The 17,339-nt window shown below is 69.5% G+C and carries 15 protein-coding genes and 1 riboswitch; of the genes, 8 read left to right on the top strand and 7 right to left on the bottom strand.

The genetic code is table 11. The features are described from left to right. Positions 1–7 precede the first annotated feature (7 nt). The 3 genes from H4W30_RS29820 to H4W30_RS29810 all read left to right on the top strand — a co-directional run bounded on the left by H4W30_RS29820 (position 8) and on the right by H4W30_RS29810 (position 4,123). Entirely contained in the window at positions 8–853 is an 846-nt protein-coding gene (locus H4W30_RS29820) for a DegV family protein (protein ID WP_192745832.1), read from the top strand. Positions 854–998: 145 nt separating this feature from the next. Continuing rightward, complete coding sequence (locus H4W30_RS29815; protein WP_192745831.1) at positions 999–1,721, top strand: helix-hairpin-helix domain-containing protein; 723 nt, start codon at positions 999–1,001, stop codon at positions 1,719–1,721. Then, on the top strand, positions 1,718–4,123 hold the full coding sequence (locus tag H4W30_RS29810) for a ComEC/Rec2 family competence protein (RefSeq protein WP_192745830.1): 2,406 nt from the start codon (positions 1,718–1,720) through the stop codon (positions 4,121–4,123). Before H4W30_RS29815 ends, H4W30_RS29810 begins: the two co-directional genes overlap by 4 nt. A 17-nt stretch (positions 4,124–4,140) precedes the next feature. Here the strand turns inward: H4W30_RS29810 and thrC are convergent, their stop codons facing one another. Next, entirely contained in the window at positions 4,141–5,406 is a 1,266-nt protein-coding gene (gene thrC / locus H4W30_RS29805) for a threonine synthase (RefSeq protein ID WP_005158594.1), read from the bottom strand. 13 nt (positions 5,407–5,419) lie between these two features. After that, positions 5,420–5,552, bottom strand: a riboswitch (SAM riboswitch). 135 nt (positions 5,553–5,687) lie between these two features. Here thrC and holA point away from each other — a divergent pair. Next, positions 5,688–6,671, top strand: a complete 984-nt coding sequence (holA, locus tag H4W30_RS29800; RefSeq protein WP_192745829.1) for a DNA polymerase III subunit delta — start codon at positions 5,688–5,690, stop codon at positions 6,669–6,671. A 52-nt stretch (positions 6,672–6,723) separates the two neighbouring features. On the opposite strand, the gene rpsT is transcribed toward holA, so the two are convergent. Then, positions 6,724–6,984 (bottom strand): 30S ribosomal protein S20, encoded by a 261-nt coding sequence (rpsT, locus tag H4W30_RS29795; RefSeq protein WP_007034798.1) that lies wholly within the window; start codon positions 6,982–6,984, stop codon positions 6,724–6,726. A 331-nt stretch (positions 6,985–7,315) separates the two neighbouring features. Between rpsT and H4W30_RS29790 the strand changes: the two genes are divergently transcribed. Beyond that, entirely contained in the window at positions 7,316–8,221 is a 906-nt protein-coding gene (locus H4W30_RS29790; RefSeq protein ID WP_192745828.1) for an EamA family transporter, read from the top strand. A 23-nt stretch (positions 8,222–8,244) separates the two neighbouring features. Beyond that, complete coding sequence (locus H4W30_RS29785; RefSeq protein WP_007034800.1) at positions 8,245–8,619, top strand: VOC family protein; 375 nt, start codon at positions 8,245–8,247, stop codon at positions 8,617–8,619. Here the strand turns inward: H4W30_RS29785 and H4W30_RS29780 are convergent. Then, complete coding sequence (locus H4W30_RS29780) at positions 8,616–9,203, bottom strand: class I SAM-dependent methyltransferase (RefSeq protein ID WP_192745827.1); 588 nt, start codon at positions 9,201–9,203, stop codon at positions 8,616–8,618. The genes H4W30_RS29785 and H4W30_RS29780 overlap by 4 nt on opposite strands. Positions 9,204–9,316: 113 nt before the next feature. Here H4W30_RS29780 and lepA point away from each other — a divergent pair, with 113 nt between their 5' ends. Beyond that, the gene (gene lepA, locus H4W30_RS29775) at positions 9,317–11,158 is read left to right on the top strand and encodes a translation elongation factor 4 (RefSeq protein WP_126729564.1); all 1,842 of its coding nucleotides are present in this window, start codon (positions 9,317–9,319) and stop codon (positions 11,156–11,158) included. A 52-nt stretch (positions 11,159–11,210) separates the two neighbouring features. Here the strand turns inward: lepA and H4W30_RS29770 are convergent, their stop codons facing one another. Both H4W30_RS29770 and H4W30_RS29765 read right to left on the bottom strand, forming a co-directional pair. Further along, entirely contained in the window at positions 11,211–11,657 is a 447-nt protein-coding gene (locus tag H4W30_RS29770; protein WP_126729562.1) for a pyridoxamine 5'-phosphate oxidase family protein, read from the bottom strand. A gap of 56 nt (positions 11,658–11,713) precedes the next feature. Next, positions 11,714–13,477: a family 20 glycosylhydrolase gene (locus H4W30_RS29765; RefSeq protein ID WP_192745826.1), complete on the bottom strand. Its 1,764-nt coding sequence runs from the start codon at positions 13,475–13,477 to the stop codon at positions 11,714–11,716. Between the two features lie 152 nt (positions 13,478–13,629). Here H4W30_RS29765 and H4W30_RS29760 point away from each other — a divergent pair, with 152 nt between their 5' ends. After that, positions 13,630–14,679 (top strand): nitronate monooxygenase, encoded by a 1,050-nt coding sequence (locus H4W30_RS29760; RefSeq protein ID WP_192745825.1) that lies wholly within the window; start codon positions 13,630–13,632, stop codon positions 14,677–14,679. On the opposite strand, the gene H4W30_RS29755 is transcribed toward H4W30_RS29760, so the two are convergent. Beyond that, complete coding sequence (locus H4W30_RS29755; RefSeq protein WP_192745824.1) at positions 14,654–16,129, bottom strand: amino acid permease; 1,476 nt, start codon at positions 16,127–16,129, stop codon at positions 14,654–14,656. The genes H4W30_RS29760 and H4W30_RS29755 overlap by 26 nt on opposite strands. Before the next feature lie 79 nt (positions 16,130–16,208). After that, complete coding sequence (locus H4W30_RS29750; RefSeq protein WP_192745823.1) at positions 16,209–17,252, bottom strand: alpha/beta hydrolase; 1,044 nt, start codon at positions 17,250–17,252, stop codon at positions 16,209–16,211. Positions 17,253–17,339 lie beyond the last annotated feature (87 nt).

Raw genomic sequence — 17,339 nt, 5'->3', positions numbered from 1 at the left:
GACTGCCGTGTCGGTCGCCGTAGTCACGGATTCCACCGCCCACCTGCCGGAAGGCTTCGCCGAACGGAACGGGATCCGGGTGGTCCCGCTGCACGTCCTCGTGGACGGCGTCGTTTTCCTCGACGGCCTCGAAATGGGCCCTGCCGCCCTGGCCGAGGCGCTCGGCAAACGCAGACTGGTCACGACGTCCCGGCCGACGCCCGCCGAATTCGTCAAGGAGTTCCGGGCCGCGCTGGCCGAGGGCGCGGACGCCGTCGTGTCGGTTCATCTGTCGCGGGAGTTGTCCGGCACCTGGGAGGCCGCGGTGCTCGCGGCCCAGGAGGTCGGGCCGGACAAGGTGCGCGTGGTCGATTCGCGCAGCACCGCGATGGGGCTCGGCTTCGCCGCTCTGCGCGCGGCGAGTGCCGCCGCTGACGGGGCGGAACCCGCCGAGGTGGAGGCCGCCGCGGTCGACGCGGTGAGCCGCTCGGAGACCTTGTTCGCCGTCGAAACCCTCGAATACCTGCGCCGCGGCGGGCGGATCGGCCCGGCGGCCGCCCTGCTCGGCACGGCGCTCGCGGTGAAACCGGTGCTCCACATGTCCGAAGGCCGGATCCAGCCGTTGGAGAAGGTGCGGACGATGAATCGCGCGGTGGCGCGCCTGGTCGAACTCGCCGTGAAAGCGGCCGAAGGCGGGCTCGCCGACATCGCCGTCCACCACCTGGCTTCCCCCGAGCGCGCCGTCGAACTGGCCAACCGGCTCGAGGAATCCATCAACTGCCCGGACGGGTGCGTGGTCTCGGAGATCGGCGCCGTCATCGGGGCCCACACCGGCCCCGGCGTGCTCGGCGTCGTGATCCAGCGAGCCGGTTAGAAAACCGGCAAGCCTCCCACACCGCCCCGACGGAAACCGGTGAACAGGCCCCGAGCGCAGCCGGGTTGTCCACAACACCCCACTTGTCCACAGCTTCGGGATTCACCACTGCCGCCCGCCACTTCCGCTCCGTAGCGTCGTTCACGTGTTCGACCAAACCGCCCGTCCATCGGGACCTTCCGTCAACGCCAGGCTGGCGTGGCTGGCAGCGCAGCTGTCGTCGCCCACCCAGGGCCCGCCCGCGGGCAGGCTCGTCCGCCGCTGGGTGCCCGCCCGGTTCACGGCGGACGGGATCCCGGTGAACCGGCGGTGGTTCGTCGTGGCGGCCGTGCTGATCGCGGTGGCCGTGATCGTGACCGGCGCGATCGCCTTGTTCGGACACCGGCCGGGGGCGGAGACCCCGCCGCCCCTGCCGTCGGCGAAGGCCGCCGGAGACGTCCCCGCCGCGGCGGGCAAGGCGCCTCTGGTGATCAGCGTCGTCGGCCGGGTCCTCAAACCCGGCCTGGTCACGGTCCCTCCGGGCGCACGGGTCGCCGATGCCCTCACGGCGGCCGGTGGGGCACAGCCCGGAACGGATCTGACCGGAGTGAATCTGGCCCGGCGGCTCACCGACGGCGAGCAGGTGGCCGTCGGCGTCCCCGTTCCCGCCGCGGCGGGAACGGCGGCACCGCCGGGGAAGCTCGACCTGAACTCGGCCACGGCCGAGCAACTCGACACCCTGCCCGGGGTCGGCGAAGTGATGGCGAAACGCATCGTCGACTGGCGGTCCGGGCACGGCGGGTTCACCAGCGTCGAGCAACTCCGTGACGTAGAAGGGATCGGCGAAAGCAAGTTCAAGAAGATCCGGGAATTGGTGTCCGTCGGATGAACCCGTCCGCCGATCCGTCCGAAGTGGACACCGCGTCGTGGCGAGGGCAGGACCTGCGGCTGATACCGGCCGCGATGACTGCCTGGCTCGGCACTCTTTCCGGGTTGTTGGGCGGCTGGTGGATCACGATGCTCTGCGGTGCGGCCGCCGTGGTGCTCGCGATCGCCGCCGGTGTCCGTGCCCGCCGGACGGCGTCCCGGTGGGTGGCGGGCTTGGGTGCCCTGGCCGTCCTCGGCGTGCTCACCGCCGGTCCGGTGGCGCTGCGGATCCGGGCCGCCGAGCACGACGACCTCCGTGCCGCCGCCGCACGGGGGAGTGACGTCACCGCGAGGGTGGTGGTCACCGAGCGGCCACGTCCGGTCCGCGGTGCCGGATACGCGGATCGCCGGGCAGGCACCCGCCTGGTGGTCATCGCCGCGACGGTGGACACCGCGGTGACGGGTGAGCGGGTGGTGGATTCGGCCGGCCGGATCCTCCTGCTCGCTCCCGCCGAGGGGTGGACCGGCCTGTTGCCCGGGCAGCAGGTCACCGCCTCGGGGCGGCTCGCGCCGTCGAAGGGGGCCGAGCTGACGGTCGCTGTCCTCTCGGTGCGAGGCCCACCGTCGGCCCTCGGGCCGGAGCCTTGGTGGCAGCGAGCCGCGGAATCGCTGCGCGCCGGGCTCCGGGAGCTGTGCGCCGTCCTCCCGGAGGAGCAGGCCGGTCTCGTGCCCGGGCTGGTCGTGGGGGACACGAGCACACTGTCCCCGAGGGTCGAACGCGAGTTCACGGACTCCGGCATGTCCCACCTGATGGCCGTGAGCGGTGGGAACGTGGCGATCGTCTGCGGCTCGATCCTCCTCCTGCTGAGGGTGCTCCGGGTCGGGCCGCGGACCTCCGCCGCCGCGGCCGCCGCGGGGCTCGCCGGGTTCGTGGTCCTCGCCGGCCCCGCGCCCAGCGTGCTCCGCGCCGGGGTCATGGGGGCGGTCGGGCTGCTGGCATTGGCACTGGGGCGCCGGGGTTCGGCGCTGCCCGCGCTGGCGTTCGCGGTGGCGGGGCTCGTGGTGGCCGACCCCGCGATGGCCGCCGACTTCGGGTTCGCGCTTTCGGTACTGGCCACGGCCGGTCTGGTACTGCTGGCGCCGAGGTGGGCGGAATGGCTGGTCGGACGCGGTGTTCCGGCAGGCTACGCCGAGGGGCTGACCATCCCGTTGGCCGCGTTCGTGGTGACGACGCCGGTCATCGCGGGCATGGCGGGATCGGTCAGTCTCGTTTCGGTGGTGACCAATGTGCTCGCCGCGCCGGTGGTCGCCCCGGCCACCGTCTTCGGTGTGCTCGCCACCGTCGTCGGCCCGTGGTGGCCGTCGGCGGGAACGCTGCTGGTCCGCCTGACCGAACCCGAGGCGAGCTGGCTCATCACCGTAGCCCGCCACGGCGCCCGTGCGCCGGGAGCGGTCCTGGACTGGCCGGATGGCTGGTGGGGCGGGCTGCTGGCGGCCGGATCGCTCGTCGTGCTGCTCGTCGCCATCCGGCTGCGGCACGCCAGGATCCTCCTGGCGGTCGCGTTGGCCGCCGGGCTGCTCGTCTTCGTACCGGTACGAGTGCTTGCTCCGGCATGGCCGCCGGCGTCGTGGAGTGCCGTCGCCTGCGACGTCGGGCAGGGTGACGCCGTCGCCCTCGCCACAGGTGAGCAAGGGCGGGCGGTCCTGGTCGACACCGGGCCGGAGCCGGGGCCGGTCGACGAATGCCTGAGCAGGCTCGGCGTCGACCGGGTGCCGTTGATCGTGCTGAGTCATCTGCACGCCGACCACATCGGCGGTCTCGAATCCGTCTTCGAGGGCAGGTCGGTCGGGGCGGTCGCCGTCGGCCCCGGCCGGGCTCCCGCCTGGGCGTGGCAGCAGGTCGCCGACGAGACCGCGCGCCGCGGGATTCCCTTGCTGGAGCTGGAGATCGGGCAGCGGCTGGACTGGCCGCGGCTGTCACTGGACGTACTGGGGCCGCGGTACGTCACCAGTCGATCGGTCCGTGAACAGGACGGCACGGTGATCAACAACGGCTCCGTCGTCCTGCGCGCCGGGACCCCGGCGGGCCGGGTGCTGCTGACGGGCGACATCGAGCTCTCGGCGCAGACCGACCTGATGGCCGAGGGCGCCGAACTGCGTGCCGAGATCCTGAAGGTCCCGCACCACGGAAGCCGTTACACGGCACCGGACTTCCTCAACGCCGTCGCGCCGCGGGCGGCGTTGGTAAGCGTCGGCGCCGGAAACACCTACGGGCATCCGAACAAGTCCACTTTGGACAATCTGGTGGCCGTCGGCGCGTCGGTCGCCAGGACGGACACGGATGGCGACACCGCTGTCGTCGCCGACGCGCGAGGTCTCGCCCTGGTACGCAGGGGTGAGCCCCGCGGCCCGCCTCGTTCTTGAGGCGGGCCGTCGGGAACTCAGATGCCCAGAGCCTCGCGGACCGCGTCGGCCGAGGCGCTGACGGTGGCCTTCGGGCCGATCTTGTCCTCGACGGCGTCGAGGGTCTTGAGGCCGTCGCCGGTGATCAGCAGGACGATCTCCTCGTCCGGGTTGAGCTTGCCGGTCTCGATGAGCTTCTTGGCCGTCGCGACGGTGACGCCGCCGGCGGTCTCGGTGAAGATGCCTTCGGTGCGGGCGAGCAGCCGGATACCCTCGACGACCTCTTCGTCGGTGACGTCTTCGATCGCACCGCCGGTGCGGTTGACCACGTCGAGGACATAGGGGCCGTCGGCCGGGTTCCCGATCGCCAGCGACCGGGCGATCGTGTCCGGCTTGACCGGCTGGACGACGTCGTGCCCGGCGCGGAAAGCAGCCGAGACGGGGGAGCAGCCGGTGGCCTGCGCGCCGAACACCTTGTACGGCGTCTCGTCGACGAGGCCGAGCTGCCCGAACTCGCGGAAACCCTTGTCCACCTTGGTGAGCTGGGAACCGGAGGCGATCGGCACCACGATCTGGGAGGGAAGCCGCCAGCCGAGCTGTTCGGCGACCTCGAAGGCCAGCGTCTTGGAGCCTTCCGAGTAGTAGGGCCGGACGTTCACGTTGACGAACGCCCAGCTCTCCTGCTCGGCGGCGAGCTGGGTGGCGAGCCGGTTCACGTCGTCGTAGTTGCCGTCGACCGCGATCAGGTCACCGTCGTACACGGCGGTGGTGAGGATCTTGGCGCGTTCCAGGGTCTTCGGGATCAGCACGACCGACCGCCAGCCGGCGCGGGCCGCCGCGGCGGCGACGGCGTTGGCCAGGTTGCCGGTCGAGGGACAGGCGAGCACGTCGAACCCGAACTCGCGCGCGGCCGCCAAAGCGACGGCGACCACGCGGTCCTTGAACGAGTGAGTGGGGTTGCCGGTGTCGTCCTTGACCCAGACCTTCTTGACGCCCAAGGCTTTCGCGAGCCTGTCGGCCTGGATGAGCCGGGTGGCGCCGGGCTCGGTGTTGGGGATCTCTTCGACGTTCGAGGGAACGGGAAGGAGTTTCTTGTAGCGCCAGATGTTCTTCGGCCCGGCTTCGATGTCCTCGCGGCGCACGCGGCCGAAGTCGTAGGCGACTTCGAGCGGCGAGAAGTCCTCGGCGGAAACGAATTCGGGGGCGAGCGGCTGCCGGTGTCCCTCTTCCTTCGACACCAGTTCGACGGCCGGTCCGAGATCCGGGGTCTTGGTGGTGGAGGTCGTGCCGAGGGTTGCGGTCATCGCGAGGTTCCTTTCCTCATCTGCCCCGCCATGGCGGGCCGGAATTGGCACCGTGTTCGTCAGCTATCCCGCGATCGCGGAATGACAGGCTGACGCCGGTTGCCGGGGCTTCATCGGGCCGTTCCCTCTGCCCCTCTGGATGAGCGGTATTCGATTGTCGGCACGCGTGTGATCGCGTCGCCTCGCCAACACCGTACGACATGAGGCTCAGGTGGGGCCACAGTGCCCGCAACACATCACCGGACAAAGCACACGAGAGGAGGAGTGGCAGGATCGTCACCGTGACGACGCAAGCTTCCGCCCCATCGCCGCTGGTCCTGGTTCTCGGTGAGGAAGAGCTGCTGATCGAACGCGCGGTCCGCAGCGCTTCGGACGCGGCCAAAGCGGCCGACCCGACGGCGGATCTCACCCGGATCCGGGTGTCGGACCTCACAGTCCCGGCGCTCGCGGAGATGGTCAGTCCCTCCCTGTTCGCCGAAGGGCGGGTGATCGTCCTCGAGTCCGCGCACGACATCTCGCAGGAGCTCGCCGACGGGGTGATGGCCTACGTGAAGGCCCCCGCCGACGGCATCGTGCTCGTCGTCGTGCACAGCGGAGGTGGCCGGAGCAAGGCCGCGAAGGGCCTCCCCACCGCCTTGAAGAAGGCCGGTGCGGAGGTCGTCGAGTGCCCGAAACTGACCAAGCCTGCCGAGCGGGAATCCTTTGTCCGCAACGAGGTCCGCCGGGTCGGCGGGAAGATCGACGGTGCGGCGGTGCTCGCGCTGATCGACGCGGTCGGCTCGGATCTGCGTGAACTGTCGTCGGCCGCGACCCAGCTGGTCGCGGACGCCGGCGGAGCGGTCGACGAACAGGCGGTCCGGCGCTATCACCGGGGCCGCGCGGACGTGAACGGGTTCGCCGTGGCGGAGAAGGCCGTCGCCGGGGACAAGGCGGCGGCATTGGAGTCGCTGCGCTGGGCGATGCAGCTGGGCGTACCGCACGTGCTGGTCGCGGACGCCCTCGCCGACGCCGTCCGGACGATCGCGCGGGTGTCCGGTGCCGGTCGCGGCAACCCGAACCAGATGGCGGGTGAGCTGGGCATGCCGCCGTGGAAGGTGCGCAAGGCGCAGGGGCAGGCCCGCGGCTGGGGCCAGGACGGGCTCGCCACCGCGATGCGGGTGGTCGCCCGGCTCAACGCCGAGGTCAAGGGGGTCGCGGCCAACCCGGAGTATGCGTTGGAGCGCGCCGTCCTGGAGGTCGTCGTCGCTCACGGCACAAGCCGCTGAACACGACGAAGGGCCCCGGCGACGCGAGTCGCCGGGGCCCTTCGAAAGCCGATCAGAGAGAGTTCGCGCGCTTCGCCAGCGCGGACTTCTTGTTGGCGGCCTGGTTGGCGTGGAGAACGCCCTTGGTCACGGCCTTGTCCAGCTTCTTAGCCGCGTCCTTCTGCAGCTCCAGGGCCTTGGCCTTGTCGCCGGCGTCGGCGGCCTCACGGAACTTGCGGATCGCGGTCTTCACCGAGGACCGGATCGCCTGGTTGCGCTGACGCGCCTTCTCGTTGGTGGTGATGCGCTTGATCTGCGACTTGATGTTGGCCACGGGGGCGCTCCTCTTGAATCTCTCGGTGGTTTCACCGCCGCGCTGTGACCGGCCCTGCGTACTCGTGAGAGCGCGCGGGTTTCCTCCATGACGGAATGCCACACGACGGTGAAAGGCAAGCTTAACAGCCGTCCAGGGGTGGCTCGCGGCCACCTCGGGACGAGGGCTTGAGGTACGGTGCGGAGCGTAGTGCCTAGGGTTCCGCCGCCTGCCCGCTCGGGAAACACACAATCAGGGCAGACGGGACAGGTCCGAGCGGCACCATCGGCGGGGCCGGAAGCGCCGCCGTTCATCTGACGGGACAAAAGCCTGGAGGACCGGTGTTTTCCGCATGCGCGGAAAACGTGAAAGGTCCGTCGTGAACGCCACCGCCCTGTCCTTCGTCGTCATCGCCGCCGTCATCCACGCGGGCTGGAATCTCGCGGCCAAGCGGATCCGTCGTGGCGGAGCCCGGTTCGTCTGGGCCTACTACAGCCTGTCCGCTGTCCTGCTCGTCCCCGTCATGGCCGTCTCGCTGGCCGTGGAGCCGCAACGTCCACAGTGGACCTGGTTGTTCGCCGCGGTGGTCGCCGCGGTGTTCCACGTCACCTACGGGGTCGTCCTCCAGCGGGGCTACGCCGTCGGCGACCTTTCCGTCGTCTATCCCGTCGCCCGTGGTACCGGGCCGCTGATCTCGGTGCTCGCGGCCGTCGTGTTGCTCGGCGAGCGGCCGGGCGTGCTCGGCCTGGTGGGCGCGTTCCTCGTCGTCGCCGGGGTGCTGGTGATCGGGTCAGGGCGGGCGCCGGCGCATGCCGACGCCGCCGACCGTGTCGCCCGCCGCAAAGGCCTGGTCTACGGCCTGCTGACCGGTCTCACGATCGCCGCCTACACCCTGTGGGACGCGCATTCGGTCACGGGTCTCGGGGTCCCGCCGATCGTCTACTTCGGAACCGGCGCGATCGTGCAGAGCGTCCTCATGACGCCGTACGCGCTGAAGGACCGCGAAGAGGTCTCGTGGCTCTGGCGCGAACACAAGCGCGAGGTGCTCGTGGTCGGCGTCCTTTCACCGGTCGCCTACCTGCTGGTGCTCTATGCCCTCCAGATCGCTCCGGTGAGTCTCGTCGCACCGGCGAGGGAGCTGAGCATCGTCCTGGGTGGCCTTGCCGCCTGGCTGGTCCTGGGGGAGGCGAACGCCGTCCGCAGGCTGGCCGGGTCGGTGGTGGTGCTGGCGGGGATCACCGCGATTGCGATGGCCTGAACCCATCCGGTAGGGATTGAGCCATGGACGTGCTGAGCAGCAGGGTGCTGATCCACCCGAAGGACCTCGACGTGTCGACGGCGTTCTATCGGGACACCCTGGGCCTGGCCATCGACAAGGAGTTCCCCGGCGGGACGGTGTTCTTCGCCGGGAACGGGTCGATCGAGATCGTCGGTACCGGGAAGACCGGCCCGACCCCTGACGTCGCCTTGTGGCTCCAGGTCCGGGATCTGCCGGCGGCGCTCGAGGAACTCGCGGAGAAGGGTTTGGAGCCTGTCCGCGGGGCACGACGTGAACCCTGGGGGCTGGACGAAGCGTGGATCGCCGACCCGGACGGCACCAGGATCGTGCTGGTCGAGGTGCCGCGTGAGCACCCGTTACGCACTGACCCGCGTTAGTCCAGCGGCTTGATCGCGCGCAGCTGAGCGGCGAGCGAGGCGCCGAAGCCCGGCGGTTCCCACGTCCAGGTCTGCAGGTCGGTGAAGCCGGCGGCGGCCACTTCGTCGGCCAGCTCGTGCCGGGAGACCGGCAGCCACTTCTCGTGCGACGACAGCAGCAGCCGCCCGCCGGGCCGCAACACGCGGAACAGTTCGGCGAATCCCGCCGCCCGGTCCTCCCACAACTGCACGTTGTTGACGCTCAGGACCACGTCGACGCTTTCGTCCGGCTGGCCGGTGGAGGCCGCGGTGCCGTGCCGCAGCTCCACCTCGTCGCCGCAGCGGCGGCGCGAGAGGGCGAGCATCTCCGCGGAGGGGTCGACGCCGATCGCGCGGCCCGCGCGTCCGGCCGTGGCCTCGAGACCGACGCCCGGGCCAGGTCCCACGACCAGGGCGGTTTCGCCGGACTCGATTGACGCCAGCTCGACGACGCGAAGTTCGGTGGCGGCGTTGCCGTGGGCCATCGCCCGGCCGCCGAACCGGCCGAGCAGTCCACGGGGACGGCCGAACGTTCGGTCGAGTATCTGGGACAGTGAAGTGCTCATACTTCGAGGGCACCACAGCTCATCACGGGCCGCATCGGGGATGACCCCCACTCGCACCCGGAGCGGCATGGGAGCATAGAGGTGGCACACCCCGACCTTCGCGAGGAAACCCGTTGACGACGTTCGCCGACACGACCTTCACGCCCCCGGAGCTCATCCGGAACTTCTGCATCATCGCGCACATCGACCACGGCAAGTCGACCCTGGCCGACCGGATGCTGCAGCTCACCGGCGTGGTCGAGGAGCGGGCCATGCGCGCTCAGTACCTCGACCGCATGGACATCGAACGGGAACGCGGGATCACCATCAAGGCGCAGAACGTGCGCCTGCCCTGGAAGGTCGACGGCCAGGACCATGTCCTGCACCTGATCGACACTCCCGGCCACGTGGACTTCACGTACGAGGTTTCCCGGGCGCTGGAGGCCTGTGAAGGGGCGATTCTGCTGGTCGATGCCGCTCAGGGGATCGAGGCGCAGACGCTGGCGAACCTCTACCTGGCGCTCGAGAAGAACCTGCACATCATCCCGGTCCTGAACAAGATCGACCTGCCGTCGGCCGATCCGGACAAGTACGCGGCCGAGCTGGCGCACATCATCGGCTGCGAGCCCTCGGACGTGCTCCGCGTGTCGGCGAAGACCGGCATGGGCGTGACCGAACTGCTCGACGAGTGCGTCAAGCAGGTCCCGCCGCCGGTCGGGGACGCGGACGCGCCGGCCCGCGCGATGATCTTCGACTCGGTCTACGACACCTACCGGGGCGTCGTGACCTACATCAGGGTCGTCGACGGGAAGATCACGCCGCGCGAGCGGATCAAGATGATGTCGACCGGTGCCACCCACGAACTCCTCGAGGTCGGGATCATCTCTCCGGAGCCCAAGGCCAGCAAGGGGCTCGGGGTCGGCGAGGTGGGCTACCTCATCACCGGGGTGAAGGACGTCCGTCAGTCGAAGGTCGGTGACACCGTCACCTCCGAGCGCAAGGGTGCCGAGGAGCCGCTCGCTGGCTACCGCGAGCCGAAGCCGATGGTGTACTCGGGTCTGTACCCGGTCGATGGCTCGGACTACCCCGAACTGCGTGAAGCACTGGACAAGCTCCAGCTCAACGACGCCGCGCTCGCCTACGAGCCGGAGACCTCCGTGGCGCTCGGGTTCGGGTTCCGCTGCGGCTTCCTCGGCCTGCTGCACCTCGAGATCACCCGGGACCGGCTCGAGCGCGAATTTGGCCTCGACCTGATTTCGACCGCGCCGAACGTCATCTACAACGTCGTGCTCGAGGACAAGAGCGAGGTCGTGGTGACGAACCCCTCGGACTGGCCGTCCGGGATGAAGATCTCCGAGGTCCACGAGCCGGTCTCCAAGGTGAGCATCCTGGCGCCGTCGGAGTTCGTCGGCACGATCATGGAGCTGTGCCAGGCCAAGCGCGGCACGCTGCTGGGGATGGACTACCTCTCCGAGGACCGCGTCGAACTGCGCTACAACATCCCGCTCGCGGAGATCATCTTCGACTTCTTCGACACACTGAAGTCGCGTACGCGCGGTTACGCGTCCCTCGACTACGAAGAGGGCGGCGACCAGGTCGCCGACCTGGTCAAGGTCGACATCCTGCTCCAGGGCGAGACCGTCGACGCGTTCTCGGCGATCGTGCACAAGGACGCCGCTTACGGTTACGGCAACCGGATGGCGACGCGGCTGCGTGAGCTGATCCCGCGGCAGCAGTTCGAGGTCCCGATCCAGGCGGCTGTCGGGTCGCGGATCATCGCCCGCGAGACCATCCGCGCGATCCGCAAGGACGTGCTCGCGAAATGTTACGGCGGTGACATCTCGCGTAAGCGCAAGCTGCTGGAAAAGCAGAAGGAAGGCAAGAAGCGGATGAAGACCGTCGGCCGGGTCGAGGTCCCGCAGGAGGCCTTCGTCGCCGCACTGTCCACTGAGGACGCCGGTAGCAAGAAGAAGTAGACGGCACTCGCGAAAGGGCCGCCCGGATCACGATCCGGGCGGCCCTTTCGCGTCAGCGATTCCCGCTGATGCGGTTCGCCGTGACGAAGACGGCGACCCTGCGTTCGGCGGCCATCACGCGGTCGTACTCGTCCCAGTCGTCGTGGGTCCCCGTCGCCGCCATGAAGACCTCGCGCAGCAACCGGGGAAGGCCGGCCGGGTCGAAGTCCGGGTCCGGGTCGTCCGGTCCGATCAGGTGCGTGCTTCCCTGGACCGCCGCCCATTCCCAGCCGCGCCGGAAGGTGACCGTGGCGTGGCCCGCCCGGCGGAACAGGTCGAGTTTCTTCACCCCGCCCATCGCCACGAAGGCGACTCCCGGTGCCTTGGTGACCGGGTCTTCGAAGACGCCGGCGTTGACCACCGAAGAGTGGACGGTGCCGTCGGCGCGGACCGTCGAAACGGTCGCGAGTCCGTTTTCGCGCAAAGAAAGTGTGCGGACGAGTTCGAGGTCTGCGGCCATGGGACCACCGTAGCCCGCCCGGCCCGGTGAAGGGGCCGAGCGGACTACTGGACGGGTCAGCAGGTGCCGTTGTCCCGCCAGACACCCCATTGGCCGGTCGTCCCGGGCTCTTCGCCTTGCGTCCACCACTGCGCCGTCCATTTGTGGCCGTTGTGGGAGACGGTCGCTCCGCCGGTATAGACCGAAGCGCGGTCCCAGGCGGGGAGCGAGCAGGTGCCGGGGTTGCCGGATCCGGTTTCCCAGGGCACCTGGCTCGACTTGTAGTAGTCGAGGCCCTGGGCCTGCCACCGCGGGGCTTGGGCACCGAGGCGTACTCGGAAGGTGTTCCAATCGTGGGTCGACCACGGCGACCAGCCGAGCTCGGCGTGCGCGGGGAGCCGGGGGAACGCGAGGTAGTCGATGTTCGCCGGGGTGACCACGGTTTCGGTCCACAGCGGGGATTCGACGCCGCGGACGGCGGATTCGGGAACGCCGGAGAGGTAGGCGCCCGGGTTCCAGTTGTAGGCGTCCTGGACCTCGATGTAGCCGGCCCAGGAGAGCCCGATCGGGGTACTGGAGTTGTACTTCATGTCCAGGTAGGCCTTGTTGGCAGGCGACAGGATCACCTTGCTGCCGCGGGCGACGGCGTTCGAGACCTCCGTGCTGGACGTCGTCGTACCCCAGAACTGCGGGGTCGCCGTGGCGGGCAGGGTGGCCTTGCCGATCTCGTGCCAGCCGACGACCTGCTTGCCCGCGGCGGCCACCATCGGCAGCACCCGGTTCATGAACGTGCGGTAGTCCGCGTCGCTGGTGGCCTGCGCCTCGTCGCCGCCGAGGTGGAAGTACGGGCCGGGCGTCAGCGCGGCGACCTCGCGGATGACGTCGTTGACGAAGGTGTAGGTGATCTCCTTCGAGATGCAGAGCGAGCTGTAGCCGACGGCGGTGTCGGTGCGCAGCGGGGGAGCGGTGTTGTTGCAGTTCAGCTCGGCGTACGAGGCCAGGGCGGCGTTGGTGTGCCCGGGCATGTCGATCTCCGGGATGACCGTGATGAATCGGGAGGCCGCGTAGTTCACGATCTCCGCGTACTGCGCCTTGGTGTAGTAGCCGCCGGCGCCGCCGCCGACCTGGGTGCTGCCGCCGTAGGTGGTCAGTCGCGGCCAGCTGTCGATCTGGATGCGCCAGCCCTGGTCGTCGGCGAGGTGCAGATGCAGGTTGTTGATCTTGTACTGCGCAAGCTGGTCGATGTACCGCTTGACGGTGGCGACCGGATGGAAATGCCGGGCGACGTCGAGCATCGCGCCCCGGTAGCCGAATCGCGGATAGTCCAGGATGTCGGCACCCGGGATCGTCCAGGGCCCCTGCTGGACCGTGGAGCTTTCGATCTTGCCCGGCAGCAGCTGCCGCAGTGTCTGAACGCCGCCGAAGAGACCTTGCGCGGTCGTCGCGCGCAGGACGACCGATGCGGATGTCGAGTTGAGCTGATAGCCCTGGTCACCGACACGGGAGTCGGCGCCGGACAGCAGGAGTGAGATCCCGTCGGCAGGGGTGCCCGATAGCGCGTCGGAGACGGGCAGTGGGAAGCCGGTGGACGCGCGGAAGATCCCGGCGAGGTAGTCGCCGACCGCCTTGGCCTGTGCCGAACCGGCCTGGGTGTAGATCTTGGTGTTCGCGGTCAGGGTGTGGTCGGAACCGGTGACCGCGCGGACCGAGACCGGGACCGGGACGATCGCCTGCAGTGGCGGGGTGGCCGCGTCGGCGACGGGGGCGGCTGCGGTGGTGGCGCCGGCGAGCAGCGCCACCCCGACGAAGGCGCGGCCCAGCCGCGCTTTCAAGGTCTTCACCGGGTGCCTCCAGGGGACAGGGGCGTGACGCGCGTCACGCGTTGTCCGATGGTCGCATTTCCGGCGTTAAAGGTCTAGACCACCACGGCCGAACCTTGGAGTGACTCGAACGTCACATTCCGTGTCATCGCGAGGGGACTATCGTCGGAAACGTGTTCGAAGATCTGCGTTTTCCCGTGATCGCGGCCCCGATGGCGGGCGGGCCGACCACTCCCGAGCTCGTGGCCGCGGTGACCGCGGCGGGGGGATTCGGCTTCCTGGCCGGGGGCTATCTGAGCGCCGACGCCCTCTCGGACCGGATCGCGAAGACGGCCGGGCTGACCGGCGAGCCGTTCGGCGTGAACCTCTTCGTCCCGGGCGGCGCCGCCGAGGCGGACCTCGGTGCGCATGTCGAGCGCTGGCGCGCGGAGGCCGAACGCCACGGTGTCGAGCCCGGCGAGCCGCGCTGGGACGACGACGCCTATGCCGCGAAGCTCGAGGTCGTCCTCGAACGGAAGGTGCCGGTCGTTTCGTTCACCTTCGGCACCCCTTCACCCGATGACGTCGAACGCCTGCACGCCAACGGGAGCAAGGTGGCCGTCACCGTCACCAGCCCGGCGGAGGCCGATCAGGCCGTGGCTGTCGGCGCGGACGCCCTTGTGGTCCAGGGCTTCGAGGCCGGAGCGCATCGAGGCCTCTTCGCCGATGAGCCCGGAGCCGAAGGCGGGGGCGCGCAGTACGGCGTCCTCAGCCTGCTCCGCCTGGTCTCGGCGCGGACGGACCTGCCGCTAGTCGCGACGGGCGGGCTGGTGCACGGTGCCGACATCGCGGCGGTGCTGGCGGCGGGGGCCGTCGCGGCACAGTTGGGCACCGCTTTCCTGCGGGCGGACGAGGCGGGGACGCAGCCCGCGCACCGGCAGGCGCTCGCGGACGGCGGAAGGCCGACGGCGTTCACCAGGGCGTTCAGCGGGCGTCCTGCCCGGTCGCTGGTCAACCGTGTGGTCGCGGACTTCTCGGCCACGGCGCCGTCGGCGTATCCGGAGATCAACAACCTGACCAAACCGATCCGCGCGGCGGCGGGCAAGGCGGGCGACCCCGAGATCATGTCCCTCTACGCGGGGCAGACCTACGAACTCGCGGGCTCCGGCCCGGCGGCGTCGATCGTCGGACGCCTCCAGGCCGAAGCCCGCGATGCCGCTACGCGGTTGAGTCGTCTCCGCTGACCTGCTTCGCGTCGCCGTTGTTCGCGTTCATCGCGGAGTGACGGCGGCTGTAGGCGAAGTAGATGATCAGGCCGACGACGAACCAGGCCGCGAACCGCAGCCAGGTCTCCGGGTTCAGGAATGTGATCAGCCAGATCGAGAAGACGACGCCGATGATCGGCACGATCGGCATGCCAGGGGTCTTGAAGGACCGGGGCAGGTCGGGCTGCTTGTAGCGCAGGACGATCACCGCGATGCAGACGACGACGAACGCGAGCAGGATGCCGATGTTCGTCAGTTCCGCGGCCTCGCCGATGGGCAGCAGGCCGGCGATGACAGCCGACGCGATACCGAGCACCCAGGTCATCCGGCTCGGCACCTTGCGGACCGGGTGGGTCTTGCTGAACCACTTGGGCAGCAGGCCGTCGCGGCTCATCGAGTAGCCGACCCGGCTCGCGCCCATGAGGAAGGTGAACAGCACCGTGGTGATACCGATGATCGCGCCGACGGCGATGATCAGGCCGAGCCACTTCATGCCGAGCCCGGCGAAGGCGCTGGAGAAGGCGGCCTCGCTGTCGATGTCCTTGTAGTTGACCATTCCGGTCAGGACCAGGCAGGCCAGCACGTAGAGCACCATCGAAATGGCGAGCGAGTAGATGATCGCCTTCGGCATGTGTTTCTGGGAGTCGGTCGATTCCTCGGCGGCGGTGGACATGGCGTCGTAACCGAAGACCGCGAAGAACACCGTCGCCGCGCCGGTGAACGCGCCACTGAGGCCGAACGGGAAGAAGTTCGAGTAGTTGTCGGTGTTGATGTGGAAGACGCCGACGACGATGACCAGCAGGACCAAGCCGACCTTCAGGTAGACCAGCAGCGTTTCGAACCTGGCCGCGTTCTTCATGCCCTGGTTGAGGATGAAGGCGATCAGCAGGCACAGCAGCACGGCGAACAGGTTGATCTTGTAGGACCCCGGCGCGACATCGCCCGTTTCGGTGCCCGGAGCACCCAGCATCCAGGTCGGGAGCTCGATGTTGAGATAGCCCAGCAGTTCGTTGAAGTAGCCGGAGATGCCGATCGCGACCACCGCCACGATCGCGGTGTACTCCAGCAGCAGGTCCCAGCCGATGAACCAGCCGACGATCTCGCCCAGCACGGTGTAGCCGTAGGTGTAGGCGGACCCGGCGCGCGGGATCAACCCGGCGAACTCGGCGTAGGAGAACGCGGCGGCGGCGCTGGCGATACCCGCGATGAGGAACGAGATGAGCACCGCAGGTCCGGCCGTCTTGTTCGCGACCGCGCCGGCCAGGGAGAAGATCCCCGCGCCGATGATGCCCCCGACGCCGATCGCGGTCAGCTGCCGCAGGCCGAGCGTGCGTTGGAGCCCTCCGCCCCCACTGAGTTCTTGGATCTGATCGATCGGTTTACGGCGGAAAATCCCGGATCCCGAGCCCAGGCTGCGCGGTGCGGACATCGTCGTCTCCCAACAGGTTGTGCCCTTCGGACTGGGTCACAGTCCGAAGGGCACCGTAGCGGGAGTCGGGACTTCGCACCTATCCGGCGACGGTGTCCTCGCTCACTTCGGCGGCCACGCGAGCGGCGATCTTCGACGGCCTGGACGCGCCGGCAGAGAAGTAGGTCAGCAGCTCGGAGATCTCGACGGGGTCGTCCAGCTGCGGGCAGTGGCCCCAGTCCTCGCGCACCATCAGCCTGCTGTGCGGGACCAGCGCGTGCAGCTGGCGTCCGGAGGCGGCGCTGACCAGCTTGTCCTTGCCGCAGACGACCACCAGGAGCGGGATGCGGACCTCCTCGAGCCGGTACGCGTTCGCCAGCTCTTCGACGAGCTGCCTCGCCTGTTCGAGCCTGGTGGTGGTGGACCGGTAGTCCGGGAACAGCGACGTGAAGCGGCGGACCTGAGCAGCGTCCGCGAGGGAGGAGTCGGCGTACAGCAGCCGGGGGACGACCTGCTCGGCGACGGCGCGCACGAGGAAACCGGGGATCGGGAGTGGGAGGGCCGAGTACATCCGGAGCGGCAGTGGATACCGGGCCACGGTGCGGATGAGCCAGCTGTCCACGAAACCGGGCGCGGCGATCGACACCACGCCCGCGACCGGCAGCCGGTGGTTCTCGGCGGCCCGGAGGCTCATCGTGCCGCCGAGCGAGTTGCCGGCGAGCACCACCGTGCCGAGTACGGCCTGCTCCTTGACCACGGCCGCGGTGAACGCGTCCAACTGCGGGAGCATCGGGCCCGGCCGCAGTGGCTGCGCGTCACCGAATCCGGGCAGATCGACCGCGACCGCCGGAACACCGGCGGCCGCGAGCAGCTCCAGAACCGGGCGCCAGGTGTCGGCGCTGTCGCAATAGCCGTGCAGCAGCACCAGCCTCGGCGCCGTCGGTTTGACCTGCCCGCGTGCGGCGGCCCGCTTGCCGAGCATCCGCCGGGGCGCACGGTCGGTGGATTCCACCGGCTGCGGCCCGACCTCGAGCACTCTGGTGCGGACACCGGCGTAGCGCCGGAACGAGACGCGGATCGGGTCGGCGTCGGTGCTGGTCCGGCCCCCGGGGTCCGCCGGTTCGGGCCGCTGCGATGCGGTCATTCTTCAAGGCTAACCGCGAGAGGTCGGATTTTGGTCGAACTTTGGTCGTGAAAAGCTCCCCGAGTCATAACGTTCTTGACACTTGAC

The organism is Amycolatopsis roodepoortensis (assembly GCF_014873915.1).
Lineage (GTDB): Bacteria > Actinomycetota > Actinomycetes > Mycobacteriales > Pseudonocardiaceae > Amycolatopsis > Amycolatopsis roodepoortensis.
The sequence above is the reverse complement of the archived record's forward strand: the minus strand, read 5'-3'. Positions and strand labels throughout refer to the sequence as shown.

Excerpts from the sequence above, each read along its gene's own strand:
- H4W30_RS29810 (WP_192745830.1), top strand. The coding sequence starts at position 1,718 with ATGAACCCGTCCGCCGATCCGTCCGAAGTGGACACCGCGTCGTGGCGA.
- thrC (WP_005158594.1), bottom strand. The coding sequence starts at position 5,406 with ATGACCGCAACCCTCGGCACGACCTCCACCACCAAGACCCCGGATCTC.
- H4W30_RS29790 (WP_192745828.1), top strand. The coding sequence starts at position 7,316 with ATGCGCGGAAAACGTGAAAGGTCCGTCGTGAACGCCACCGCCCTGTCC.
- H4W30_RS29785 (WP_007034800.1), top strand. The coding sequence starts at position 8,245 with ATGGACGTGCTGAGCAGCAGGGTGCTGATCCACCCGAAGGACCTCGAC.
- H4W30_RS29780 (WP_192745827.1), bottom strand. The coding sequence starts at position 9,203 with ATGAGCACTTCACTGTCCCAGATACTCGACCGAACGTTCGGCCGTCCC.
- H4W30_RS29770 (WP_126729562.1), bottom strand. The coding sequence starts at position 11,657 with ATGGCCGCAGACCTCGAACTCGTCCGCACACTTTCTTTGCGCGAAAAC.
- H4W30_RS29755 (WP_192745824.1), bottom strand. The coding sequence starts at position 16,129 with ATGTCCGCACCGCGCAGCCTGGGCTCGGGATCCGGGATTTTCCGCCGT.
- H4W30_RS29750 (WP_192745823.1), bottom strand. The coding sequence starts at position 17,252 with ATGACCGCATCGCAGCGGCCCGAACCGGCGGACCCCGGGGGCCGGACC.